The sequence below is a fragment of the Hymenobacter sp. BRD128 genome, from assembly GCF_013256625.1.
Lineage (GTDB): Bacteria > Bacteroidota > Bacteroidia > Cytophagales > Hymenobacteraceae > Hymenobacter.
In genome coordinates, this window is sequence record NZ_CP053908.1 from 1,138,202 (window position 1) to 1,162,738 (window position 24,537).

The window sequence follows — 24,537 nt, forward strand, 5'->3', positions numbered from 1 at the left end:
TTAATAAAAGTCGAACCCTAACACCGCCCGTAGCGGCAGCATGATGCCGGCTTTTAGCGTTAGGTACTCAGGGTGAGCGCTCCACACGGTGGTTTGCACACGCTTGGTCTGGCTGTCGGCGGTTTGAAAGAAAATATCGAGCTTGCCGTGGTAGGCATTGCCGAGGCGGGCGGCGCGCTCGGCATCGGCGCGACGGCGCTCCAGCTGGGTTTTATCGGTCAGGACGTCTTCCTGCGAAAAGCGCAGGCTGGGAATAGACTCTTTCTCAACGGTTTCGACCGGCTGGTCGGTAGTGGGAGCAAACATAGGGCAGTAGCAGCGGTAAGTGAATAATAGCGCAGGAATGCCAATAGTACGCAGGCCGCAGCACTTTTAGTGTACCAACTTCCAGCCAGCTCGGTTTACAGCTCGGCCGCTAAAAATTCCATCGTGTCGATGCCATCGGCGTAGTCGGCCACGCCGGGGTTCTGGGCGCGGCCCAGCGGAAACGAGCCGGGGTAGCGCCCGCCCGCCGACACTATTGCCTGCGTTTGGGCGGCCACATCGGTGAGCTGGTCGAGCAGGTCGATTTCCTGCGTATACGTACCGTAGTGCACCACTGAGATGGGCGACACGAGCGCCGCGCGCTCGGTCAGCAGCAAAAAGCCGTTATCGAGGTGCGGCACCGCATTCACGAGCATAATACTCTTGTTGTAGTCGTAGTTGTTCTGGTACTTGTGGTGATTGAGCACGCCGTGCCAGGTTTGCAGCGCATCGAGCAGCGGCACAAAGTCGTAGCCCTCGGGCACGTAGAGCTTGCTTACGTTGCGGCAGCCCAGGCCGTAGTATTGGAAGATGTCGGGGCCTAGCCCGGCTAACTCCCCGGCGGTTTCGCGGCCCGTTAGGATGGCCAGGCTGGTGCGGTTGCGCCGGATGAGGTGGGGCTTATTCTTGAAATAAAACTCGAAGTAGCGGGCCGTGTTATCCGAGCCGGTGGCAATGAAGGCATCGGCGGCGTTGAGGCGCTCCACAAACTGAATGCGCTCGGTAAAAGCCGGCTCAATCTGAGTCAACTCTTTGGCAATCCAGAGCATGAGCACGGTGTCGTCCTTGCTGGGCTTGGCCAGCAGCGTGTGGCCGCTCAGCAGCACGCACAGCATATCGTGGAAACCCACGAGCGGAATGTTGCCGGCCATCACCACGCCCACCTGGCGGGGGCTAGCGGGCTCGGCGGGGTAGCGGCCGGCCCAGCGGGCTAGCTCGGGCTCGGCCAGCAGGTGGGCGATGCCCGTGATGGCGGCGCGCACGTTGGGCAGGTCAAACCAGCCGTTACGGTTGCGGGCGCGGGCCGCCAGGTCGGTGAGCTCGTCGTCGGAAAGGCTGGCGAGGCGGCGGCCCAGCGCTGCGAAGGCGGCCAGGCGGGCAGTGTGATTCAGCATAAGAAAGGGTAGCAGTGAGGCCGAATGAACCGTACTTTTGGGGGTTCGAACTAGCCAGGGCTCGTGCTTTTACGTACAGCCGGGCAGCTTTGACCAAGCAAAATTACTCACTAGCATAAGGAGACGACGGCAATGGCCATCATGATAACCGACGAGTGCATCAACTGTGGTGCCTGCGAACCGGAATGCCCCAACACCGCCATTTACGAGGGCGGCGCCCAGTGGCGCTGGGCCGATGGCACCACGCTGAAGGAAGTACAAACCATCGACGGCAAGCTGGCCGGCGGCACCGACCCCCAAAAACCGGTTTCCAACGAGTACTATTACATCGTAACTGATAAGTGCACCGAGTGCGTGGGCTTTCACGAGGAACCGCAGTGCGCCGCCGTGTGCCCCGTCGATTGCTGCGTCGATGACCCCGACCATCGCGAAAGCCGCGAGCGCCTGGCGCAGAAGCAGCAGTGGCTGCACAAGGCGGCATAAGGATGTAGGGCGGACGCTGCGAGTCCGCGTTTTCTTAAAAAAGAACGTCATGCTGAGCTTGTCGAAGCATCTCTCCCGCGCCGCTGGGGTTACGAACCCAACGATGCGGGAGAGATGCTTCGACAAGCTCAGCATGACGTTCTTTTTCATTAGGTTTTAAAACAACTGCCGGCTAGGGTCCTGCTCCGTCGCCAGCAGCGCCAGAAACTCCTCGCGCGACACTTCCTCCGCACCCAGCGCCGCCATGTGCGGCGTCAGCTGCTGAATATCGAACCAGCTAGCCCCGCGCGCCGCCAGGTGGCTAGCCAGCGCCAGCACCGCCAGCTTCGAGGCATTGGGGCGGTGGTGAAACATGCTTTCGCCCGCAAATACCCCTAGCACGGCCACGCCGTAGAGGCCACCCACCAGCTCGTCGCCCTCCCACACCTCCACGCTGTGGGCGTGGCCGGCGGCGTGCAGCGCCTCGTAGCCGCGCACCAGCTGCGGCGTTATCCAGGTGCCATCCTGGCCGGGGCGCGGCTGGGCCTGGCACGCCCGCATCACCTGCCCAAACGCCGTGTCGAAGCTGATGCGCCACGGCGACTGCCGCTGCGCCCGCGCCAGGCTGCGGCCCACGTGCAGGCTAGCCAGCCGCAAAATGCCCCGGCGCGGCGGGCAAAACCAGGCCAGCGGCCACCCCGGCACCGGCCACGGAAAAATGCCCTGCGCATACGCCGCCACCAGGTTTTCAACGGTGGGCTGGCCGCCGAGCAGCAGCAGGCCGTCGAGGTCGTCGCGCGCGGCGGAGGGCGGGGGGAAGATGAGAGGCATTAAGAATTTTTTGCGTCTAACTTGCGCGGGTCGCCTAGTCTATAAATTGAAGCAAAATAAATATGAATAAACTCTATAAGCTGCTGGCTATCTGTATTTTTTGTCTTGCAAATGGATGCGCAAGAGATAAGCAAAAGCAAGAAAATGGGGTTAGCCATTATAAGAATTACGATTTAGAAGCGCTTAACGTCCAGATTCCGATTACTTGGGATTCTCTAAATTTTGCAGCGCAAGGTTTGCAATCATCCAATAGAGATAAAAAGTACTTATTCCTTAATACACACTCTAAAGACACAGTACTGCGTGAAACCGTCTTAATTGAAATAGCACAGCAAAAGGGTGCAATCTCTTTTTCGAAATTAGAAAAAGAACTACTTGTGAATATGAGTGAAGGGCAAGACCAAATAATGATGATTAGTTCAAAAAGCTTTGTAAAAAGAGATGGTGAATTAAAGATGGTTGAGTTGAATTGTAGAAATAAAGAACTTAATATGAGACTGGTGGAAATGTTTGCTTTTTATAAAAAAGATAAACAGTTTGCTTCTCTATTGTGGACAGGATTAAGCCATTCTGAAAGCATTAATAAAAATAATAGAGAGGTATTTATGCAAGTAGTAAATTCTATTCAGTGGAAAAAGCCATAACCTCTACTTCCCTTTAGAGCCAACCCTGCCCGCCGTACTTTTGCCCCCTAGTAGCAGACTCCCAACCTAATGTCCCTCGCCAAAACTTATTCGCCCGCCGACGTTGAAGCCAAATGGTACCAGCGCTGGCAGGAGCAGGGCTTTTTCCAAGCCAAACCCAAACCCCGCAAGCAGCCCTACACCGTGGTTATTCCGCCGCCCAACGTGACGGGCGTGCTGCACATGGGCCACATGCTCAACAATACCATCCAGGACGTGCTGGTGCGCCGCGCCCGGATGCAGGGCAAAGAAGCACTGTGGGTGCCCGGCACCGACCACGCCAGCATCGCCACCGAGGCCAAGGTAGTGGCCATGCTCAAGGAGCAGGGTATCAATAAGAAAGACCTGAGCCGCGAAGATTTCCTGACCCACGCCTGGGCCTGGAAGGAGAAGTACGGCGGCATCATCCTGGAGCAACTCAAGCAGCTCGGCGCCAGCTGCGACTGGAGCCGCACGCGCTTCACGATGGAGCCCAAGCTGACCGAGGCCGTGCTGCGCGTGTTCGTGGACTTGTACCGCAAGGGCCTGATTTACCGCGGCGTGCGCATGGTGAACTGGGACCCGCTGGGCGGCACCGCCATCTCGGACGAGGAAGTGATTCCGAAGGATACCCAGGCCAAGATGTACCACCTCAAGTACGAAGTGGTGGGCCAGCCCGGCCGCTTCCTCACGGTGGCTACCTCGCGCCCCGAAACGGTGATGGCCGACGTAGCCGTGGCCGTGAACCCCACCGACCCGCGCTACCAGGACCTGGCCGGGCAGCGCGTGCGCATCCCGCTGCTGGGCCGCGAAATCCCGGTTATTCAGGACGAGTACGTGACGGTAGACTTCGGCACGGGCGCGCTAAAAGTGACGCCCGCCCACGACCTTAACGACTACGAGCTAGGCCTGAAACACAACCTGCCGGTTATTGATATTCTGAACGATAACGGTACGCTGAACGGGAAAGCGGAGCTGTACGTGGGTCAGGACCGGTTTGCGGCCCGCCGCAACATCGTGAAGGACTTGCAGGAAGCCGGCCTGCTCGACAAAATCGAGGAGTACGCCAGCATCGTGCAGACGTCGGAGCGCACCGGCGCCGTGATTGAGCCCAAGCTGAGCTTGCAGTGGTTCCTGAAAATGGAGCACCTGGCCAAGCCCGCGCTCGAAGTGGTGGAAAACGACACCATCAAGCTGCATCCGCCCAAGTTCAAGAACATGTACCGGGTGTGGATGGAGAACGTGCGCGACTGGTGCATCTCGCGCCAGCTGTGGTGGGGCCAGCGCATTCCGGCCTACTACCTGCCCGATGGCTCGTTTGTAGTGGCCCAGAATGAGGCCGAAGCCGTGGAGCTGGCCCGCGTCCAAACCGGCAACAACGAGCTGCAAGCCAGCGACCTGCGCCAGGATGAGGACGTGCTCGATACCTGGTTTTCATCGTGGCTGTGGCCCATCTCGGTGTTCGACGGTTTTGATGACCCTGACAATGCCGACATCAACTATTTCTACCCGACCAATGACCTGGTTACGGCCCCCGAAATCCTGTTTTTCTGGGTGGCCCGCATGATTATGGCCGGGCTGGAGTACCGCAAGGAAGTGCCGTTCAAAAACGTGTACCTCACTGGTATTGTGCGCGATGCGCAGGGCCGCAAGATGAGCAAGCAGCTTGGCAACTCGCCCGACCCGCTCGACCTCATCCGCGACTTCGGCGCCGATGCGGTGCGGACCGGGATGCTGTTTTCGTCGCCCGCCGGCAACGACCTTTTCTACGACCAGAAGCTGATTGACCAGGGCCGCAACTTCAACAACAAGCTCTGGAACGCCTTCCGCCTCGTGAAAGGCTGGGAGGTTGACAACTCATTGCCCTTCGCCAACGCGCAAGCCGTGAGCTGGTTTGAGGCCAAGCTAGCCGAAACCGTGGCGGTGCTCGACGAGCACTTCGAGAAATTCCGGATGAGCGACGCGCTGCTGACGGTGTACAAGCTGGTGTGGGACGACTTCTGCGGGCAGTACCTCGAAATGGTTAAGCCGGCTTACCAGCACCCCATCGATGCCGAGACGCTGCGCGCGACCGTGGGCTTCCTCGAAACGCTGCTCAAGCTGCTGCACCCCTTCATGCCCTTCATCACCGAAGAGCTGTGGCACGAGCTGGCCGAGCGTGGCCCCAAAGACTACGTGTGCGTGGCCCACTGGCCCAAGGTGACCGCCCCCGCTCACAGTGCCAACACCCTAGCGGAAATGGATAAGGCGCTCGCCATCGTGGCCGGCATCCGCAACGTGCGCAACCAGAAGAACATCGGCCCCATGAAGCAGTTGGAGCTGGCGGTGAAAACCGACGACCAGGCTGCCATCGAGGCCTACGCTGGGCTCGTGCGCAAGCTGGCCAACCTCAGCGACTTGTCTTTTGTAACCGAAGGGCCGGCTAGCTCGGTGAGCTTCGTGCAGGGCAGCAGCGAGTTCTTCGTGCCGCTCGATATGCAGGTGGATGCCGCCGCCGAGCGCGCCCGCGTGGAGAAGGAGCTGGAGTACGCCATTGGCTTCCGCGACTCGGTGAACAAGAAGCTGGGCAACGAGAAATTCGTGGCCAACGCCAAACCCGACGTGCTGGAGCGCGAGCGCCAGAAGCTGGCCGACGCCGAAGGCAAAATTACTGCCTTGGAACAGGCGCTGAAGGCGCTGTAAACAAGCGCTGTGTAGCTTGCCAGAACGCCCGTTTTATCTGCTCGGCGGTAGGTGAAACGGGCGTTTTGCGTAAGTTGTATAGGCTAGCCGAAGGTGGCTTGGCACTTATTGCGTAGTTTATCCGACGTAGAAAAAAGCGGTGCAATTGCTGTTTCTGACGTTTCTTTGAGGTTATTAGTCAATAGTTTGTCCATATGAAAATAGTATCTACACTTTGGATTAGCTGCCTGGCGACCCTCGCTGCCGCATCGGCGCAAGGGCAGGCGGCCTCCTCTTCCACTATGTCTAATCCGCCTATTGCTGCCAGCAAGCCCAAGCAGCTTGTCTCGCCCCACGGCACCCGCACCGATAATTATTATTGGCTCAATGAGCGCGAAAACCCGCAGGTACTTGACTACCTGAAGCAGGAAAACGCCTACTTCGATGAGAAGATGGCGCCGGTAAAGCCCTTGGAAGAGAAGCTTTTTACTGAAATGAAAAGCCGCATCAAGGAGCAGGACGCCTCGGTGCCCTACCGCGACCACGGCTACTATTACTACACCCGCTACGAAACCGGCGGCGAGTACCCGCTCTACTGCCGCAAGGCCGGCAACCTGCAGGCGCCCGAGGAAATCATGCTCAATGGCAACGAGATGGGCCAGGGCAAATCCTACTTCGCCATCGGCGGCACGGAAGTGAGCGATGACAACCAAACGCTGGCCTACGGCACCGATAGCGTGAGCCGCCGCCTCTATACGCTGCGTTTTAAGAACCTGGCTGCCGGGCAGTTGTATCCCGAAAAAATAGCTAACACCGCCGGCCAGGCCGTGTGGGCGGCCGACAATAAGACCGTCTTCTACACTAAAAAGGATGTGGGCACGCTGCTGGCCTACCAGGTGTACCGCCACACGCTGGGCACCGACCCTAGCCACGACGTATTAGTGTACGAGGAGAAGGATAACACCTTCGGCGTCAATATTGAGCGTAGCAAGTCGCGGCAGTACGTAGGCATCACGCTGCACAGCTCGCTGTCGTCGGAATACCGCTACCTGGAGGCTAATAAGCCTGCTGGCCAGTTCAAGGTGTTTTTGAAACGGGAGCCCGACCACCTCTACGAGGTGCAGGACGCCAACGGCGAGTTTTACGTGCTCACTAACTGGGAGGCGCCCAACTTTCGGGTGATGGCCACGCCGCTCGGCAACACCAGCAAGGCGCAGTGGGAAGACGTGGTGCCGCAGCGCGAAGACGTATTCATCGAGCAGATGGAGCTTTTTAAAGGCTACCTCGTGCTGAACGAGCGCGCCGAGGGCCTGCGCGAAATGCGCGTGATTAACCTAGCCACCGAAATCGGGCAGGTGGTTCCGTTCCGCGAAACTGCCTACACGACATTCATTGGCGCCAACCCCGAGTTTGATACGCCCGTGCTGCGGATGACCTACACGTCGTTTACGACTCCTACCAGCACCTACGACTACAACATGGCCACCCAAAAGCTGACGCTGCTGAAGGAGCAGCCGGTGCTAGGGGGCTTCAACAAGGAGGACTACGTGACGGAGCGCGTATTTGTGAAAGCACGTGACGGCAAGGAAGTCCCCATGACCATCGTCTACAAAAAAGGCTTTAAGAAGGATGGCACCGGCCCGCTGCTGCAATACGCCTACGGCTCGTATGGCCTCTCGATGGACCCCACGTTTTCGTCGGCCCGCCTGAGCCTGCTGAATCGGGGCTTTGCCTATGCGCTGTGCAGCATCCGGGGCGGGCAGGAGCTGGGCCGCCAGTGGTTTGAGGACGGCCGCATGCTGCACAAGAAGAACTCATTTACCGACTTCATCGACTGCTCGCTTTACCTCATCAAGGAAAAATATACCTCCAGCAGCAAGCTCTTCGCGCAGGGTGGCAGCGCGGGCGGCCTGCTGATGGGCGCCGTAGTGAATATGCGCCCGGACCTCTACAAGGGCGTAATTGCGGCCGTGCCGTTTGTGGACGTAGTCACGACGATGTCGGACGCCAGCATTCCGCTCACCACCGGCGAGTACGACCAGTGGGGCAACCCGGCCGAGAAGAAATACTACGACTACATGCTTTCGTACTCGCCTTACGACAACGTAAAGAGTCAGAGCTACCCCAACATGCTCGTGCTCACCGGCTTGCACGACTCGCAGGTGCAGTACTTCGAGCCCGCCAAGTGGGTGGCCAAGCTGCGCGCCACCAAAACCGACAATCACCTGCTGCTGCTGCACACCGACATGGACGCCGGCCACGGCGGCGCCTCGGGCCGCTTCAAGGCCTTGCACGACGTGGCACGTCAGTACGCGTTCCTGTTTCTGCTACTGGGGTCGAAGGCGACGATATAAGCGGGCTAGCCAGGCGGTTAGCGCGAAGCCGAAGGCGCGGTGGTCGAGTGGGCCGCCGCGCTTTTTTCGTCGGCGCTCAGCTGGGCTTGCAGCTGGAAGGTGACCTGCTGGCAGGCTTCTACCTTCACCTGCGCGTCTTTCAGTGCGTTTTGCGTGAGGGTAAGCTGCCAGTAGAGGAAGAGAATGAGGCCTAGCGAGATGGCTAGGGTAACGATGAAAAGGATATTTTTCATGCGGGTTGCTACTAATGCGTACTTACTAAAGAACGTCATGCTGAGCTTGCCGAAGCATCTCTACCACGCCGTTGAGGTTACTAACCCTAGCGACGCGGTAGAGATGCTTCGGCAAGCTCAGCATGACGTTCTTTTTTCGAGCTGCTAGGTAGTTAGATAACCGTATTCGGGTCGAACTGCTCCAGGTAATCGGCCACCTTGCGCACGAACATGCCGCCGAGCGAGCCATCGACCACGCGGTGGTCGTAGCTGTGGCTGAGGAACATAAAGTGCCGCACGCCAATGAGGTCGCCCTGGGGCGTCTCAATCACGGCGGGCTTCTTCTTGATGGCGCCCACGGCCATGATGGCCACCTGCGGCTGCATGATGATGGGCGTGCCCATCACGTTGCCAAACGAGCCCACGTTGCTCAGGGTATAGGTGCCGCCTTCAAGGTCCTCGGGCTTGAGCTTGTTCTGACGGGCGCGGTTGGCCAGGTCGTTTACTTTCTTGCTCAGGCCATTGAGGTTGAGCTGGTCGGCGTTGTGAATAACCGGCACGATGAGGTTGCCCGAGGGCAGCGCCACGGCCACGCCGATATTAATGTCGCGCTTCTTGATGATATAGTCACCGTCAATCGACACGTTTATCAGCGGGTAGTCCTGGATGGCGCGGGCCACGGCCTGGATGAAGATGGGCGTGAAGGTCAGGTTTTCGCCCTCGCGCTTCTTGTAGGCATCCTTGTGCTTGTTGCGCCAGTTCACCAGCTCGGTCACGTCGGCCTCTACGAAGCTCGTGACGTGCGGCGAAATGCGCTTCGAGTCGACCATGCGCTGCGCTATCATCTTGCGCATCCGGTCCATCTCAATCAGCTCCTGGTTGCCCGATACGGAGGGCGCCGGCTTGCTGGCTGCCTGGCCGTTGGGGCTGGGCGCGGCGGGGGCCGGCGCGGCTTTAGGTGCGGGCGCGGCGGGCTTGGCCTCGGGCGCCGGCTGAGGAGCGGGCGCGGCTTTAGGGGCCGGCGCAGCCGGGCTAGCCGGGCCTGCGGGCTGCGCCGCCGCCGCTACGGGCGCGGCTGGCTGCAGCGACGGCTTGCCGGCTGCCACGTGGTCGAGAATGTCTTTTTTGGTCACGCGGCCGTCTTGGCCGGTGCCGGGCAGGCGCTCCAAATCGGCCATGCTAATGCCTTCCTCGCGGGCAATGCTGAGCACCAGCGGCGAGTAGAAGCGGCCTTCCTGCACGGGGTGGGCGGGGCTAGCCGGCTCGGGGGCCGACACGGGATTGTTGGGGCCGGGCAGGTAGGGTACGCCCTCGTCGCCGGCCGGGACCTCGTGCAGCGGGCGCACGTCTTCCTCAGGCTGGGGCGGGTTGGCGCTGGCTTCTTCGAGGTCGTCGGTGTTCTCGCCAGGGGCGGGAGCCGCGGCGGCATCGGTTTCGATGCGGGCAATGGGCGCACCCACGGCCACTACCTGGCCTTCCTGCACCAGGATTTCGGCCAGGGTGCCGGCGTAGAGGGCGGGCACTTCGGTATCCACCTTGTCGGTGGCTACTTCGAGCACCGACTCGTCCTGCTCAATGGTATCGCCAACTTGCTTGAGCCATTTCAGCACGGTGCCTTCCATGATGGATTCGCCCATCTTGGGCATCGTCATTTCCACTCGGGCCATAATTCAGGGGCTGGGGGTCTTAAAAACGTAGGGTGGGGTGGGAGGGAGGTTCGGGCTACAAAGGTAGGCAGAAGCCAAACGCCCCCGCACCGGTGGGCCGGGCGGGGGCGTTATCAATTGAATTAACGCAGCAGCATCGGGCCGCCGCAAAGCCCAGCTACTTTATCGCGGCCAGCCGCGGCGCACGTCCAGGTTGGGATTGTGCTGCCGCACGGCATCAATAAAACCCTGGATACGTGAGTTGTCGTTGGGCCAAAACCAGCCGGTGCCAAGGGGCACCAGTTGCAGCTTTCGCCTTTGTTGCTGCTCATCCAGATAGTGCAATTGCCAACAGCCCCTCGCGGCTGCTAGCTTATAGATGTCGCCCAGTGAAATTTGCCATGTGCTGCTTTTTTGAAAGATGTACAGGTACGCAGCGTCGTAGTCTGTTACCGCCAGCAACGCATAGCTCCGATAAAATAGCCTGCAAAGACAAGCGGGTGTAAGACCCACAGCCACTCCACATTTGGAAAGGGCTTGGACGAGATTACGGCGTTGAAAACCAAAGCTGGCAGGATAAGTCCCAGCAGCGGCAACAGCACGAGCAGCCACCACCGAGGCCGCCTCGAAAGAGGTATACTAATGCCGGCCATTTGCTCAAGTGGAAGCGCAACAAGACAGTACAAGCTATGAAAGAGTAGGACGACAAGCCAAAACGGAGAAGATGCCCAACCGTTTGGCGCGCTTAGCGTCGGGATACCCTGCCGCTCTATCGGCACAATCGGGGCGTTAGTCGGGGTTTGAGAGGTAACATCCTGAACTGGCTGTGCCAATGATAGTTCTGGCTGCTCGTTTGCAAAGCCCCTACCAACTAACCACCGCTGCCTAAGCCACCGGCGCGGCCAGGTTTCTGCACAGCTTCCTTTTCTCTTCTATCATGAAAGTTTTTCTGCTTGCCGCCCTGGCCAGCGCTGCCCTGCTCACGAGCACCAGCACCTTCGCCGCTCCTGTTTTGAATCAGGACCGCGATAACCGTACCCAGCAAGACCCCAACCGGCGTGATTATAACCACGCTGGCTATAACCAGCAGGACCCTCGTGCGAGGCCCCATCAAAACCAGGCCCGCTACCAGGACCAGCATCGCAACGACCGCGCCGATAACAACCAGGGCCGCGACGACCACTTCGACCGCACCCAGAACTACGGCTTCGACCGCGACCACCGCGTGACGATGGACGAGCGCCGCCGCTGGGAGCAGGGCCACAACTATGGCTATGACCAAAAGCACCGCGTGACGCCCCAGGAGCGGGCCCGCTGGGAAGCCCAGTACCGCCACTAAACCTTTCAGCTGGGCCGGCCTCTAACCCCGCGTAGGGCCGGCCCCGGCTTTTCTTTTTCCTTACTTTTTCTCTGCTCATTTTCTCATGAAAAAGCTTCTGCTGCCGCTGCTAGCCCTCGCGCTCGCGGCCACCGCTGCCTCGGCCCAAACCATACCCGACCAGCCCGGCGGCCGCCCCCATTTCACGCCCGAAGCAGTGGCAGCTCGCCAGACCCAGAACCTTACCCAGCAGCTCGGCCTCAGTGCCGACCAGGCGGCGAAGGTGCAGCCCATTTTGCTGGCCCGCAGCCAGGAAATGATGGCCATGCGCGGCCAGGTGCAGGCCGGCACTGCCGACCGTGACCAGATGCGCACGCAAATGCAGGCTAGCCGGGCCAAGTACGACGACCAGCTCAAGGCCATCCTGACCCCCGAGCAGTTCACCCAGCTGCAAACCCTGGAGGCCAGCCGCCGCCAGGGTGGCCCCGGCGCCCTGCCGCTGCCAGATGGCAAGGTGAAAATCAAAACCAAAACGGGTAGCTAGCCAGCAGTAAGCTCAGAAAAAAAGGCCGCCGTGCTGTGCATGGCGGCCTTTGTTCTTTTAAATGCTAAAAAATGCCGCTGGTGCGCTTGCGCCCGCCGCGGTGGGTGTGCGGCCGGCTTTGGTGGCGAGCAAGCGCCGAGCGCCGGTTGCCCGAATGCAGAAAGCCAACTAGCCCGCCGCCACCGTTGCGGCTATGGTTGCGGTAGGTTTTGTTGATGTGGGTGAAGTCGCCGGCTAGCTTGCGCTGACCGTGGCGCTCGGGTCGCGACAACCAGAAGGGCCAGCTGGCGTGGGGTGGCCGGGCGGTGGCCGGCGTGGTGGAGGCTAGCAGCCCCAGCAGGCAGGCAAAAAGGGCAATTCGCACCATGTGCATTGACAGAAAAAAATGGTAGTAGTCGTGGTGCCAGGCACCACCGGCAGCGCCCTGCTGCTGCCCTCTAAACTGCCGATAGCATTGAAATAGTACCTGGCGCCAACCCCAACTAGACGCCCGCCCCGGTGGCCCCGACCAATTGCCCCCTGCAAACTGCGAATACCCGGCGCTGACGCTAAGCTGCTTAGGCCTCTAGTGTAGGGCAGGGCTAGCCGGCAAAAAAGGCCGCTGCCCAGGCTGGGGCAGCGGCCTTTAAGAGCACGCAAGAAATTACTTGCCCCTGAGCAGAAAGCCCACGTAGGCCTGAAACGCCGAGTTGCGGGCATTTTTAAAGTCATTGTTGCTGTAGCCGTCCTTGGCAAAGTCGGTGAAGGCACCGTTGTAGCGCACCCCGAGCAAAAAGCCCTGGCTCGACTGAAAGCCCACGCCGCCCACGTAGCCCAGCTCGTTGCGGTTCACGTTGTCGAGGTTGCTGGTGCCCGAGCCGGCCGTGCCTACCACGCTGCCGTTGTAGGTCTGGGTGCGGTCGGTCGAGATATTCATCAGGTAGCTATACTGCGGGCCAACCTCGAAGAACACGCCGCTCACCTTGAGGCGCAGCAGCAGGGGCACGTCGAGGTAATCGTAGCGCACGCTGCCGGTGTTGCGGTAGGTGTTGCCGAGCACCGTGTACGACTGGTCGGCGTACTTAAAGCCTTTCTGCGAGTACAGCAATTCGGGTTGAATCGACAGCAGGTCGTTGGCAAGCCCGAAATTGAGCATTACCCCGCCGTGAAAGCCAAAGCGGTTGTTGTACTGGCTCTGGTTGACAACGTTGCCCGCGAGGTTGGACAGGTTTGCGCCGGCCTTCAGGCCGAAGCGGATAGATTGGGCGTGGGCCGAAGGGGCGGCCAGCGCCAGCAGGGCGGCCCCAGCCGCCAGGGAAAGGAGTTTTGCCATGAGCGAAAAATGGTGAAAAAACGGTCAACGAGGCATACGAACAGCTTAGTACCCCCGGATTGCGCCTTCCAACAACTGCGCCAATTGGCCTGGTTGCCCCATGAAAAATGACCGTGGCCACCGCCTGCGCATAGAAAAAAGCTGTCCATCAGCTTCTTCGGCAAACTCACCGCTAGCTTTAAGGCCCTCAAGCAGGGCCGCACGGTAGGCATTATCTCCCGCAGCCTCGCCCAAATCGGGGGCACCGCCTGCATCTACGTGATGAAAAAAGGCGAAATGGGGGAAAGCTGCGCCCATTCTGAACTCTGCTCAACCTGCGGCACCTGCCGCAAGATTTTCGACGCCTCCGCCCGCCACCTTACCACCGGGAAGCTAGCCAAAACGATGGCCGATGGCGGCTGCTTCGGCGCTAGCACCCAATCGCCGCCCGCGTAAACTCCGAGAGCACCAGCCGGCCGCTAATGGCGGCGCGCTCCACGAGCAGGGTGTTCCAGTGGTCGGTGCCGGCCCAAAGCACTTGCTTAAGCTCGCGCATGGCCTCGGGCGAGGAGGCGGCCAGGCGCCGGGCCAGGGCCTGCACGGCCGCGTCGAGGCTAGCCAGGTCGGGCAGCACCTCGGCATAGAGGCCTTGGGCGGCGGCCCACTCGGCCGGGCGAAACTGCGTGGCATCGATGGCGAGCTGGCCGAAGGCGGAGGTGCCGATTTTGCGCTCCACGGCCGGGCCGACCACGAAGGGGCCGATGCCCACGGCCAGCTCGCTGAGCTTCACGGCGGCGTGGGTGGTGGCCAGGCAGTAGTCGGTGGCGGCGGCTAGCCCCACGCCGCCGCCCACCGCCTTGCCCTGCACCCGCCCGATGATGAGCTTGGGGCAGGTGCGGCAGGCATTGATGACGTGCGCGAAGCCGGAGAAGAAGGCCAGCCCCTGCGCCGCATCGGCCACGGCGCGCAGCTCGTCGAAGCTCGCGCCGGCGCAAAACGTGCGCTCGCCCTCGCTTTGCAGGATGATGACTTTGGTGGCCTCGTCGTGGCCCAGCCGGGTGATAGTTTCGGCTAGCTGCGCCAGGATGGTGCCGGGCAACGAATTGTGGGCCGGGTGGAAAAACGTGACGGTGGCGATGCCCGCGGCATCGGTAGCGGCCGTGACGTGGCCGGCGGTGAGTGTACTCATCGGGGAAATATTATTTTAAAAGAACGTCATGCTGAGCTTGTCGAAGCATCTCTACCACGCCACTAGGGTATCGTGCGAGAGAGATGCTTCGGCAAGCTCAGCGTGACGTTCTATATTGGATTGAAGCGAAGACTACTCCTGGTTTTTCTTTTTCACCATCGTTAAAATCGTAGCCACAGCCACCGTGTCGCCGGTTTCGTCGGTCACGGTCACGAGCCAGCGCACGATGCCCTTGGCGATGTCGGTTTCGTCGCGCTTTTCCTGGCCGATTTTCTCCTTCACTGTCAGCTTGACGCCGATGGTGGTGCCGGGGTACACGGGCTTGGTGAAGCGGCACTCGTCGAGGCCGTAGTTGAGCAAAACCGGGCCTTTGCGCGGGTCCACGAACATGCCGGCGGCCTTACTAAGCACGTAGTAGCCGTGGGCCACGCGGCCAGTGAAGAGCGTGCCTTCCAAGGAGGTAGCATCGACGTGGGCGTAAAAATTATCGCCCGAAATACCAGCGAAGGCACTGATGTCGGCCTCCGTCACGGTGTGCCGGTGGGTGGTGTAGGTTTCGCCGATTTCCAGCTCCTCGAAATAGCGCTGGAAAGGGTGCTTGTCGTACTCCACGGTCTTGGCGCCCGTCTGATACACCTCCGTGATGGCCGTGAGCATGCTCGGCGAGCCCTGCAAGGCCACGCGCTGCATGAAGTGCTCAACGCCCCGGATGCCGCCCATTTCCTGGCCGCCGCCGGCCCGGCCGGGGCCGCCGTGTACGAGCATAGGTAGGGGCGAGCCGTGGCCGGTGCTTTCTTTGGCCATCTCGCCGTTGAGCACCAGAATGCGGCCGTGGTGGGTGGCTGCGCCCAGCACAAACTCCTGGGCCGTGCGCGGGTCGTTGGTAGCCAGCGAACACACCAAGGAGCCCTTGCCAAGGTTGGCGAGCTTTACCGCTTCGCCTAAATCGTGGTAGGGCATGAGCGTCACGACCGGGCCGAAGGCTTCTAGCTCGTGGCTGTCGAGGTGCTGGAAGGGGTGGTCGTTGCGCAGCACGATGGGCGAAATAAACGCGCCCTTGGCCGCGTCGGCGCCGCGCTCCTTACCCAGGATTTCCACGTTATCTAGGTCGCCGTACACGATGGGCGTGGTTTTGGCCAGCTGGCGCACCTGCTCACGCAGGCGCTCGGCCTGCGCGCGGCCGGCGAGGGCCCCCATGCGCACGCCCTCGGCCTGCGGGTGGCCGATGGTGGTCTGGGCCAAGGCTTTGCCTAAGGCAATCTGCACATCTTCGAGCAGGCTGGCGGGCACGATGGCGCGGCGGATGGCGGTACATTTCTGCCCGCATTTGGCCGTCATCTCCTTGCGCACTTCCTTGATGAAGAGGTCAAACTCGGGCGTGCCGGGCGTGGCGTCGGGGCCTAGTACGGCGGCATTAAGCGAGTCGGCCTCCAGGGTAAAGGGCACCGCCTCGCTGATGATACGCGGATGGGCGCGCAGCCTGGCACCCGTGGCGGCCGAGCCAGTAAACGTGACCACGTCCTGGTACGTCACGTGGTCCAGAATGCCCTGGCCCGAGCCTACCACCAACTGCAAGGCGCCGGCCGGCAGGATGCCCGAGGCAATAATCTCGCGTACTACGGCCTCGGTGAGATAGGCCGAGGGCACGGCCGGCTTCACCACGGCGGGCATACCGGCCAATAGGTTTACCGCGATTTTCTCCAGCATGCCCCAAATGGGGAAGTTGTAGGCGTTGATGTGCACGGCCACGCCCTCGCGGGGCACCAGCAGGTGCTGGGCCATGAAGGTGCCGCCCTTGCTCAGGCCCACCGGCTCGCCCTCCACGTAAAACGGCTTGTCGGGAAACTTGCGCCGCAGCGAGGCGTTGGCAAATAAATTGCCGATGCCGCCCTCGATGTCAATCCACGAGTCGGCGCGGGTGGCACCCGAGCGGTAGCTCAACTCGTAGAAAATCTCCTTTTTCTCCTGTAAGTGGAAGGCCAGCGCCTTGAGCATCCGGCCACGCTCGTGGAAAGTCATGCGGCGCAGGGCAGGGTTGCCCACGCGCCGGCCGTAATCGAGAATGGCGGCGAAGTCGAAGCCTTCGGTATTGGCCAGCGCGATGACCTCGCCGGTGCTGGCGTCGAGTAGCTCGTGCGGGTCGGAGCCGCCGGGCGTCCAGCGGCCAAGGGTGTAGTTTTCGAGGGTGGGCGGCATGGCAGGGTGGGGTTGTTAAAATCAGAATAAATGATAACCGTCATGCCGAGCGAAGCAAAGCATCCCGCTCGCTTCGTTGGGTTAGTCATTGTGGCGCCAGCACGCAAGATGCTTCGCTTCGCTCGGCATGACAGTTCAATTACACGCGCTCAATAATCACGGCGTAGCCCTGGCCGACACCGATGCACATCGTAACCAGCGCGTAGCGCTTTTGCTGCGCGTGCAGCTCCAGGGCGGCCGTGTTCAGCAGGCGGGCGCCGCTCATGCCCAGCGGGTGGCCCAGCGCAATGGCGCCGCCGTTGGGGTTGAGGCGTGGGTCATTGTCGGCCAGGCCGAAGGCCCGGATGCAGGCCAGCGACTGCGCCGCAAAGGCCTCATTCAGCTCGATAATATCGATGTCATTTAGCGTGAGACCGGCCTTTTTGAGCGCCAGGTGGCTAGCCGGTACCGGGCCGATACCCATGAGGCGCGGCTCTACGCCGGCCACGCCCATGCTCACAATGCGGGCTTTGGGCGTGAGGCTGTGCTGCCGGATGCCGGCTTCGGAGGCTAGCAGCAGGGCAGCCGCGCCGTCATTGAGGCCCGAGGCGTTACCGGCCGTGACGGTACCACCGGTTTTGCGGAAGGCGGGGCGTAGCTTGGCTAGCCCTTCCAGCGAGGTGTCGGGCTTGAGAAATTCGTCTTCGTCAAACAGCACCGGCTCGCCCTTGCGCTGCGGGATGGGTACGGGCGCGATTTCCTGGGCTAGCCGGCCGCGGCGCTGGGCCGCGGCGGCTTTTTGCTGCGAGGCCAGGGCAAATTTGTCCTGGTCGTCGCGGCTGATACCGTACTGGTCCACCAGGTTTTCGGCGGTTTCGCCCATCGCATCGGTGCCGTACTGGCTAGCCATCAGGGGGTTGATGAAGCGCCAGCCAAAGCTCGAATCGGCCAGCTGCGAGTCGGTACCAAACGCCTTGGAAGGCTTCGACATGACGAAGGGGGCACGGGTCATGCTCTCGACGCCGCCGGCTACAAAGAGGTCGCCATCGCCGCTGCGAATGGCGCGGGCCGCCGCGATGCCCGCCGACAGGCCACTGGCACACAGGCGGTTCAGGGTTTCGCCGGGCACCGAATGGGGCAGGCCGGCCAGCAGCGCGGCCATGCGGGCCACGTTGCGGTTGTCTTCGCCGGCCTGGTTGGCGCAGCCCAGGATGACGTCGGCCACGGCGGCCGGGTCGGTGCCGGGCTGGCGGGCCAGCAGCGCGCGAATGACGTGGGCCGCGAGGTCGTCGGGGCGTACAACGGCGAGCGTGCCACCAAAATTGCCGATGGGCGTGCGCACGCCATCGATGATATAAGCCTGATGCATACTAAACTAAGCGGCGGTGTTCTCGTGGCTCGTGCGGTAGGCCGTGCCCTTGAAAAGAGCCAGCCGCAGGCCATTCTGATTGCGAATATTGACCTCGTACACGCCCACGCGGTGCTTGAGGCTGGCCTCCGTGGCCTCTACCGTGATGGTATCGCCGGGCTGGCCGGCTTCCAGGTAGTCGATGGTGACGGTGAGGCCCACGCTCTGGCGGCCGTGGGTATTGCAGGCGATGGAAAACGCCGTGTCGGCCGCCGCAAACGTGACGCCGCCGTGCACCATGCCGAAGCCGTTGAGCATTTCGGGGCGCACCGGCAGGCGTAGGCGGCAGTAGCCGGGCCGCACTTCCTCCACGATGACCCCAAGCCACGCGCTGAACGGGTCGCGGGCAGTAAGCCACTGTTGCACAGCGTAGTGGGGCTGGGTAGCCGGGTTTTCGGAAGCACTCATGCGGAAAGAAATAGCTGGTGGGCGGTGGCTAGCCGGCGCAGCAGCACGCTGGCGCGGTAGCGGTCCTCGTGGTAGTCGTGGTAGAGGCCGTCGAGGGTAGCCAGCACCTGGGCCGGGCCCAGCTCGTCGGCCCAGGCCAGCAGGCCCTGGGGGTAGTTGACGCCGGTAGTCATGGCTAGCTCCAGGTCGGCGGCCGAGGCCACGCGCAGGTGCAGCGCCTCGGCCGCCTCGTTGATGAGCATGGCCACTACCCGCTGCACAATGCGCTGGCCCAGCGCGGGGTCGCGGGTGGGCGCGGGCTGGCTAGCCCCCGGCGCGTAGTCGTAGAAGCCGCGCCCAGCCTTGCGCCCGTAGTAACCGGCCTCAAACAGGCGCCGCTGGGTGAACGACGGCCGGTAGCGCGGGTCGTAGAAAAAGGCCGTAAATACCGATTCGGTAACCCGGTAATTAACGTCGTGGCCGATAAAGTCCATCAGCGCAAACGGCCCCATGCGGAAGCCGCCCAGCTCGGTCAGCGCCCAGTCGATGGTGGCAATGTCGGCGATGCCCTCCTCCAGAATCCGGATGGCCTCGCCGTAGAAAGGCCTCGCCACGCGGTTCACGATGAAGCCGGGCGTATCCTGGGCCAGCACCGGGCGCTTGCCCCAGCCGGCTACCAGGTCTCTTATCTCGTTGGCTAGCCCGGCGCGGGTTTGCACGGCCGGAATAATCTCGACCAGCTGCATGAGCGGCGCCGGGTTGAAAAAATGAATGCCGACAAAGCGCTCGGGCCGCTGGCAGGCCGCCGCGATGGAGGTAATGGAGAGCGACGAGGTATTGCTGGCCAGCACGCAGCCGGCCGATACTATGGCTTCTACCTGCTTGAAAGCCTGCTGCTTCACGGCCAGGTCTTCCACAATGGCTTCGATAACCAGGCCGCAATCGGCAAAGGCGGCCATGCTGGCCGTGGGGTGCAGCCGGGCAATGGCTGCTTCGGCCGCTTCGGTGGTCAGCTTGCCTTTTTCGGCCAGCTTGTGCAGGCTGGCGCCGATGCTAGCCGTGGCGTTGGAGAGGGCCGCGGCGTTCTGGTCGAGCAGGCGCACCTGGTGGCCCGCCGTGGCTACTACCTGCGCAATGCCCGCGCCCATCGCGCCGCTGCCGATGATTCCGATGGTTATCATTTATTGACCGGTGAAGGTAGGTTGGCGCTTTTCCAGAAACGCCGCTACGCCCTCGCGGTAATCGGTGGTGTGGCCGGCCCGCAGCTGGTAGTCGCCCTCGGCGCGCAGCTGCTGGGCCACGTCGTTGCCAAAAGAGCTATTGAGCAGCTGCTTGGTATAGGCCAGGCCCTTGGTGGGCAGGCTGGCCATTTTACGGGCTAGCGCCGCCACTTCCTGGTCGAAAGCTTCGTCGGCGAAGGCCTTGTAAATCATACCCATCTGCACGGCTTCGGTCGCGCTCACCTTATCGCCGGTGAGCATCAGCGCGCTAGCGCGCTGCAACCCCACGAGGCGGGGCAGGAAGTAGGTGCCGCCGCTGTCGGGGACCAGGCCTATCTTGCTGAAAGCTTGGATGAAGGCTGCCGACTCCTTGGCCACTACCAGGTCGCAGGCCAGGGCCAGGTTGGCGCCCGCGCCGGCTGCCACGCCGTTCACGGCGGCAATTACGGGTTTCTCCAACTCCCTGATGAGCAAGACAATCGGGTTGTAGTGCTTTTCCACAATCTCCGACACGTCGGGCGCATTCGGCCCCGTTATCTCGGCTAGGTCCTGCCCGGCGCAGAAGGCGCGGCCGGTACCCGTGAGCACCACGGCCCGCACGCTGGCAGCGGCCTGGCACTCGCGCAGCCGCTGCTGCAAGGCTAGCGCCAGCGGTTTGTTGATGCTGTTGAAAACGTCGGGGCGGTTGAGGCGGATGGTAGCCACCCCATCGGCGAGGGTGAACTGCAGGGCGGTGTCAGACATGGGAGGGAGGAGTAGTAAGGGGAGCACCTCACCCCCTAGCCCCCCACTTTTTTGGAGAGTGGGCTAGGGGGCGAGGTTAACTAGGCGTGACATTTGAAATAATCGAACGGCTCGCGGCAGTCGTCGCACTGATACAGCGCCTTACAGGCCGTGGAGCCGAATTGACTCACCAAATGCGTGTGCGCCGACTTGCAGCGCGGGCAGCGCACGGCCGTATCCTGGCCAAACAGGTTGAGGACGTGGCCGGTGGCTGTGCCGTCGATAGGCGGCGCAATGCCGTACTCTTCCAGCTTGGCGCGGCCGGCCGCGCTCATCCAGTCGGTGGTCCAGGCGGGGCTGAGCTGGTTCTTAATGGTTAGGTTGTTGTAGCCCTCGGCCAGCAGCCGCAGCCGGATGTCGGTGGCGATGGCGCTCATGGCCGGGCAGCCCGAATACGTGGGCGTGATGGTAACCGTGACGTGCCCGCCCTCCACCGCCACGGCACGCACAATGCCCAGGTCCAGGATGCTGAGCACCGGCACTTCGGGGTCGCTCACCTCTTCCAGCAATTGCCAGATGCGGGCTTCCGTGGGGGCTGGGGCAGAGTCGGTTACCACGTCAGGCCGGGGTAGGTGCGTTGGAGGTACTGCAATTCGGCGAGCAGGTAGCCGAGATGCTCGGAGTGGCGGCCCGTTTTGCCGCCTAGCTGCGGGAAGGGAGTAGCAGGCGGTGGCACCGTGGCTTCGGCCAGCACGTGCGCGGTATGGGCCTGCATGGCGGGCAGCAGCGCGGCGTAATCAGGCACGAGGCCGATTTCCTGCAAAGCCGTTTCGGTGGCCGTGGGCGTCGTCAGCTCGCCCGCGAAGCGCCAGAGCGTGGCAATCGCCTTATTGAGCCGCTGCTGGCTTTCGGGCGTGCCGTCGCCGAGGCGAATTAGCCACTCCGAGCTCCATTTGAGGTGGTAAGCGGCTTCCTTAACCGATTTTTCGGCGATGGCGGCCAGCCGGACGTCGGGGCCTGCCTGCAGGCCTTTAAGGAGTTGATAATGAAAATTATCGAACAGAAACTGCCGCACGATGGTGTGGGCAAAGTCGCCGTTGGGCTGCTCGACCAGCAGCGGGTTGCGGTACTCCACGGCCGGGCGCAGGTAGGCCAGGTCGTCTTCGGTGCGGCCCCGGCCCTCCAGCTCAGCGGCGTACTGGTAGTAGCTGCGGGCCTCGCCCAGCAGGTCGAGGGCGATGTTGGCCAGCGCCAAATCCTGCTCCAGCACGGGTCCGTGGCCGCACCACTCCGAGAGGCGATGCGCCAGAATGAGGCTGGCGTCGGCCAGCTGCAACACGAACGGAAACAGCGGGCTGGCGGTGGCGGTAGGGGCGGCGGTTAGTTCAGGCTGGGTGGGAAGCATAAGCCGCAGGTTTACATGTGTTTGATGGAGTCCGGCACGTTGTAAAACGTAGGGTGCCGGTACACTTTATCGCTGGCCGGGTCGAAAAACTCGGCCGCCTCGTCGGGGTTAGAGGCGTGGATGTGAGTCGATTCGACTACCCAGATGCTCACGCCTTCGAGGCGGCGGGTGTACACGTCGCGGGCGTTTTGCATGGCCATTGCCGCGTCGGCGGCGTGCAGGCTACCCACATGCTTGTGGTCGAGCCCCTGCTTGCTGCGGATAAAGACTTCCCACAGAGGCCATTCGGAGTTATTCATTGGTGATTTACTTTCTGGCAAACCTAGCGGGGCACCTCAGGCACCCCGCTAGGTTCATTGGTTATTAAGCCGCTGCGGCTTCGCGGGTTCTGCGCTTGGCGGCGTGGGCCAGGGCGGCCTCGCGCACCCAGGCGCCTTCCTCGTGGGCCTGCACGCGGGCTTGCAGGCGCTCGTGGTTGCAGAGGCCGTTGCCTTTTACCACCGCCCAAAACTCGTCCCAGTTTACCTCGCCAAAGTCGTAGGCCTGGCGCGCCGCGTTCCAGTTTACTTTCTCGTCGGGCACGGTCAAACCCAGAAACTCGGCCTGGGGCACCATCATATCTACGAATTTCTGGCGCAGCTCGTCGTTGGTGAAGCGCTTGATGCGCCACTTCATACTCTGCTCAGTATTAGGTGATTCTGAGTCTTTGGGGCCAAACATCATCAGCGTGGGCCACCACCAGCGGTTAAGGGCTTCCTGAGCCATCTCCTTTTGCACCGGCGCGCCCTCGCAGAGGGTCTGCATAATCTCGAAGCCCTGGCGCTGGTGAAAGCTTTCCTCCTTGCACACGCGCACCATGGCGCGGGCGTAGGGGCCATACGAAGTGCGGCACAGCGGCACCTGGTTGAGGATGGCGGCGCCGTCCACGAGCCAGCCCACGCAGCCCATGTCGGCCCAGCTCAGGGTGGGGTAATTAAAAATGCTGCTGTACTTGGCCTTGCCCGAGTGCAGGTCGGCCAGCATCTGCTCGCGCGAGGTGCCCAGCGTTTCGGCGGCGCTGTAGAGGTAGAGGCCGTGGCCCGCCTCGTCCTGCACCTTGGCCAGCAAGATGGCCTTGCGCTTGAGCGAGGGCGCCCGCGTTATCCAGTTGCCTTCGGGCAGCATGCCCACCAGCTCGGAGTGCGCGTGCTGCGAAATCTGGCGGATGAGCGTTTTGCGGTACGCCTCGGGCATCCAGTCTTTGGGCTCGATGCGGAGGTCGGCGTCGATGCGCGCCTGAAACTGTTCTTCGGGAGAGAGGGCTAGCGGTTCCATGGGCAGACAACGAAAACTAACAAGTGTTAGTTTTAGGTAAAGCAAAAGTAAGGAAAACTTCTTTCTGATTTCCCGTCATGCTGCCTGCGTCGGCCTGACGAGCGAGTATTTTTACTGGTCAAAATCTACCGTCACTTCCGGCGACGTGGGCCGGGCCTGGCAGGTGAGGACGTAGCCTTTGGCTGTTTCGGCTTCTGAGAGCGAGTAGTTTACGTCCATTGCGGCGGTACCCCCGGTAACGCGGCCCAGGCAGGTGCTGCACATGCCGTTTTTGCACGAGTAGGGCGCGTCGATGCCGGCGGCCAGGGCGGCATCGAGCACCGTATCGCCGTAGTACGACATATCGAGGCGGTAGGCGCGGCCGTCGAGGCGCACGGTCACCTGGCTTTTCTGGTCGTCTTCGCCCAGCGGGCGGGGTGGGGCGGCCGCTTTACCAGCGCCGCCGGCCGAGGCAAACAGCTCGAAGTGAATTTTCGCCGGTGCCACGCCGGCTTCGGTCAGCGCCTGGCGCACGCCGTGTATCATCTCTTCGGGGCCGCAGATAAACGCTTCGTCGAGGCTAGCGGCCGGGATGAGCTGGCGCAGCAGCTGCGCGGTTTTGGCTTGGTCGATGCGGCCGTAAAACAGGTCGCTCTCGCCCTGCTCGCGGCTCAGAATGTGGTACACGCTCAACCGGCCCAGGAATTTATTCTTCAGACCTTCAAGCTGTTCCTTGAAAATAATCGAGTTGCGCCCCCGGTTGCCGTACACCAAATACACGTGGCTGCCCGGCTCGGTGAGCAGCACCGTGCGCGCAATGCTCAGGATGGGCGTGATGCCGCTGCCGGCCGCAAACAGCGCGTAGCGCTTGGCCTGGCTAGGGTGCAGGGTGGGCGTGAAGCGCCCCTGCGGCGGCAGCACATCGAGCACGTCGCCGGGGCGCAGCCCGTCGTCCACGGCTAGGGTCGAGAAGCGGCCACCGGGCACTTTCTTAATGGCCACGCGCCATTCGTCATCGAGCGGGCTGCTGGAAATCGAGTAGCTGCGGCGCAGCTCCTCGCCCCCGTGCTCGCGGCGCAGCGTCAGGTACTGGCCCGGCTGGTAGCGGAAGGTTTCGCGCAGCGCGGCCGGCACCTCGAAGGTCAGCGACACGCAGTCGGGCGTTTCGCGGGTGATGCTCTTGATTTTTAAGGAATGGAACCGGCTCATTTACTTGCAAATAACGTCTGTCATGCTGACGAAGGAAGCATCTTGTCAGGTTTGTGCGAATGCGCAGCTCTTACTCGTATTGCTGCCCTGACAAGATGCTTCCTTCGTCAGCATGACAGACGTTATTTT

Annotated in this window: 25 protein-coding genes; 6 read left to right on the forward strand and 19 right to left on the reverse strand. The window is 61.8% G+C overall.

Annotation, left to right across the window (positions count from 1 at the left end; genetic code table 11):
• Positions 1–306: a hypothetical protein gene (locus GKZ68_RS05125; RefSeq protein WP_173111488.1), complete on the reverse strand. Its 306-nt coding sequence runs from the start codon at positions 304–306 to the stop codon at positions 1–3.
• Between the two features lie 95 nt (positions 307–401).
• A complete protein-coding gene (locus tag GKZ68_RS05130; protein WP_173111491.1) occupies positions 402–1,418 on the reverse strand; it encodes an acyl-CoA reductase in 1,017 nt (338 codons plus the stop codon).
• A 132-nt stretch (positions 1,419–1,550) separates the two neighbouring features.
• Here GKZ68_RS05130 and GKZ68_RS05135 point away from each other — a divergent pair, with 132 nt between their 5' ends.
• Positions 1,551–1,901, forward strand: a complete 351-nt coding sequence (locus tag GKZ68_RS05135) for a 4Fe-4S dicluster domain-containing protein (RefSeq protein ID WP_173111495.1) — start codon at positions 1,551–1,553, stop codon at positions 1,899–1,901.
• Positions 1,902–2,057: 156 nt separating this feature from the next.
• On the opposite strand, the gene aat is transcribed toward GKZ68_RS05135, so the two are convergent.
• Positions 2,058–2,711 (reverse strand): leucyl/phenylalanyl-tRNA--protein transferase, encoded by a 654-nt coding sequence (gene aat / locus GKZ68_RS05140; protein ID WP_173111498.1) that lies wholly within the window; start codon positions 2,709–2,711, stop codon positions 2,058–2,060.
• Positions 2,712–2,773: 62 nt separating this feature from the next.
• Between aat and GKZ68_RS05145 the strand changes: the two genes are divergently transcribed.
• From GKZ68_RS05145 to GKZ68_RS05155, 3 genes are all read left to right on the forward strand, one after another.
• On the forward strand, positions 2,774–3,355 hold the full coding sequence (locus GKZ68_RS05145; protein WP_173111501.1) for a hypothetical protein: 582 nt from the start codon (positions 2,774–2,776) through the stop codon (positions 3,353–3,355).
• Between the two features lie 69 nt (positions 3,356–3,424).
• On the forward strand, positions 3,425–6,055 hold the full coding sequence (locus GKZ68_RS05150; protein WP_173111504.1) for a valine--tRNA ligase: 2,631 nt from the start codon (positions 3,425–3,427) through the stop codon (positions 6,053–6,055).
• Between the two features lie 281 nt (positions 6,056–6,336).
• Positions 6,337–8,388 carry a S9 family peptidase gene (locus GKZ68_RS05155; RefSeq protein ID WP_173111507.1) on the forward strand — a complete coding sequence of 684 codons (2,052 nt, stop codon included), beginning with the start codon at positions 6,337–6,339 and terminating at the stop codon, positions 8,386–8,388.
• A 17-nt stretch (positions 8,389–8,405) separates the two neighbouring features.
• Here the strand turns inward: GKZ68_RS05155 and GKZ68_RS05160 are convergent, their stop codons facing one another.
• The 3 genes from GKZ68_RS05160 to GKZ68_RS05170 form a co-directional block, all read right to left on the reverse strand.
• A complete protein-coding gene (locus tag GKZ68_RS05160) occupies positions 8,406–8,621 on the reverse strand; it encodes a hypothetical protein (protein ID WP_173111510.1) in 216 nt (71 codons plus the stop codon).
• Between the two features lie 152 nt (positions 8,622–8,773).
• On the reverse strand, positions 8,774–10,267 hold the full coding sequence (locus GKZ68_RS05165; RefSeq protein ID WP_173111513.1) for a dihydrolipoamide acetyltransferase family protein: 1,494 nt from the start codon (positions 10,265–10,267) through the stop codon (positions 8,774–8,776).
• Positions 10,268–10,429: 162 nt separating this feature from the next.
• On the reverse strand, positions 10,430–10,861 hold the full coding sequence (locus tag GKZ68_RS05170; protein WP_173111516.1) for a hypothetical protein: 432 nt from the start codon (positions 10,859–10,861) through the stop codon (positions 10,430–10,432).
• Positions 10,862–11,183: 322 nt separating this feature from the next.
• On the opposite strand from GKZ68_RS05170, the gene GKZ68_RS05175 reads away from it, so the two are divergent.
• Entirely contained in the window at positions 11,184–11,585 is a 402-nt protein-coding gene (locus GKZ68_RS05175; RefSeq protein ID WP_173111519.1) for a hypothetical protein, read from the forward strand.
• A gap of 85 nt (positions 11,586–11,670) precedes the next feature.
• Positions 11,671–12,108, forward strand: coding sequence for a hypothetical protein (locus GKZ68_RS05180; protein WP_173111522.1), 438 nt, complete (start codon positions 11,671–11,673; stop codon positions 12,106–12,108).
• Between the two features lie 64 nt (positions 12,109–12,172).
• On the opposite strand, the gene GKZ68_RS05185 is transcribed toward GKZ68_RS05180, so the two are convergent.
• The 13 genes from GKZ68_RS05185 to paaE all read right to left on the reverse strand — a co-directional run bounded on the left by GKZ68_RS05185 (position 12,173) and on the right by paaE (position 24,408).
• The gene (locus GKZ68_RS05185) at positions 12,173–12,475 is read right to left on the reverse strand and encodes a hypothetical protein (RefSeq protein WP_173111525.1); all 303 of its coding nucleotides are present in this window, start codon (positions 12,473–12,475) and stop codon (positions 12,173–12,175) included.
• Between the two features lie 276 nt (positions 12,476–12,751).
• On the reverse strand, positions 12,752–13,420 hold the full coding sequence (locus GKZ68_RS05190; RefSeq protein ID WP_173111528.1) for a porin family protein: 669 nt from the start codon (positions 13,418–13,420) through the stop codon (positions 12,752–12,754).
• 409 nt (positions 13,421–13,829) lie between these two features.
• The gene (locus tag GKZ68_RS05195; protein ID WP_173111531.1) at positions 13,830–14,588 is read right to left on the reverse strand and encodes an enoyl-CoA hydratase/isomerase family protein; all 759 of its coding nucleotides are present in this window, start codon (positions 14,586–14,588) and stop codon (positions 13,830–13,832) included.
• Positions 14,589–14,720: 132 nt separating this feature from the next.
• A complete protein-coding gene (gene paaZ, locus GKZ68_RS05200; protein ID WP_173111535.1) occupies positions 14,721–16,784 on the reverse strand; it encodes a phenylacetic acid degradation bifunctional protein PaaZ in 2,064 nt (687 codons plus the stop codon).
• 139 nt (positions 16,785–16,923) lie between these two features.
• The gene (gene pcaF, locus GKZ68_RS05205; RefSeq protein WP_173111538.1) at positions 16,924–18,132 is read right to left on the reverse strand and encodes a 3-oxoadipyl-CoA thiolase; all 1,209 of its coding nucleotides are present in this window, start codon (positions 18,130–18,132) and stop codon (positions 16,924–16,926) included.
• Positions 18,133–18,138: 6 nt separating this feature from the next.
• Positions 18,139–18,579, reverse strand: coding sequence for a PaaI family thioesterase (locus GKZ68_RS05210; protein ID WP_173111539.1), 441 nt, complete (start codon positions 18,577–18,579; stop codon positions 18,139–18,141).
• Positions 18,576–19,739, reverse strand: a complete 1,164-nt coding sequence (locus GKZ68_RS05215) for a 3-hydroxyacyl-CoA dehydrogenase NAD-binding domain-containing protein (RefSeq protein ID WP_173111542.1) — start codon at positions 19,737–19,739, stop codon at positions 18,576–18,578. The genes GKZ68_RS05210 and GKZ68_RS05215 overlap by 4 nt, the downstream gene beginning before the upstream one ends.
• Positions 19,740–20,522, reverse strand: coding sequence for an enoyl-CoA hydratase-related protein (locus GKZ68_RS05220; RefSeq protein ID WP_173111545.1), 783 nt, complete (start codon positions 20,520–20,522; stop codon positions 19,740–19,742).
• Between the two features lie 80 nt (positions 20,523–20,602).
• Entirely contained in the window at positions 20,603–21,118 is a 516-nt protein-coding gene (gene paaD / locus GKZ68_RS05225) for a 1,2-phenylacetyl-CoA epoxidase subunit PaaD (protein WP_173111548.1), read from the reverse strand.
• Positions 21,112–21,906, reverse strand: coding sequence for a 1,2-phenylacetyl-CoA epoxidase subunit PaaC (paaC, locus tag GKZ68_RS05230; RefSeq protein WP_173111551.1), 795 nt, complete (start codon positions 21,904–21,906; stop codon positions 21,112–21,114). Before paaC ends, paaD begins: the two co-directional genes overlap by 7 nt.
• Before the next feature lie 11 nt (positions 21,907–21,917).
• Complete coding sequence (gene paaB / locus GKZ68_RS05235) at positions 21,918–22,205, reverse strand: 1,2-phenylacetyl-CoA epoxidase subunit PaaB (RefSeq protein WP_173111554.1); 288 nt, start codon at positions 22,203–22,205, stop codon at positions 21,918–21,920.
• 64 nt (positions 22,206–22,269) lie between these two features.
• Positions 22,270–23,220, reverse strand: a complete 951-nt coding sequence (gene paaA / locus GKZ68_RS05240; protein WP_173111556.1) for a 1,2-phenylacetyl-CoA epoxidase subunit PaaA — start codon at positions 23,218–23,220, stop codon at positions 22,270–22,272.
• Positions 23,221–23,331: 111 nt separating this feature from the next.
• Positions 23,332–24,408 (reverse strand): 1,2-phenylacetyl-CoA epoxidase subunit PaaE, encoded by a 1,077-nt coding sequence (gene paaE / locus GKZ68_RS05245; RefSeq protein ID WP_173111559.1) that lies wholly within the window; start codon positions 24,406–24,408, stop codon positions 23,332–23,334.
• Between the last annotated feature and the right edge of the window lie 129 nt (positions 24,409–24,537).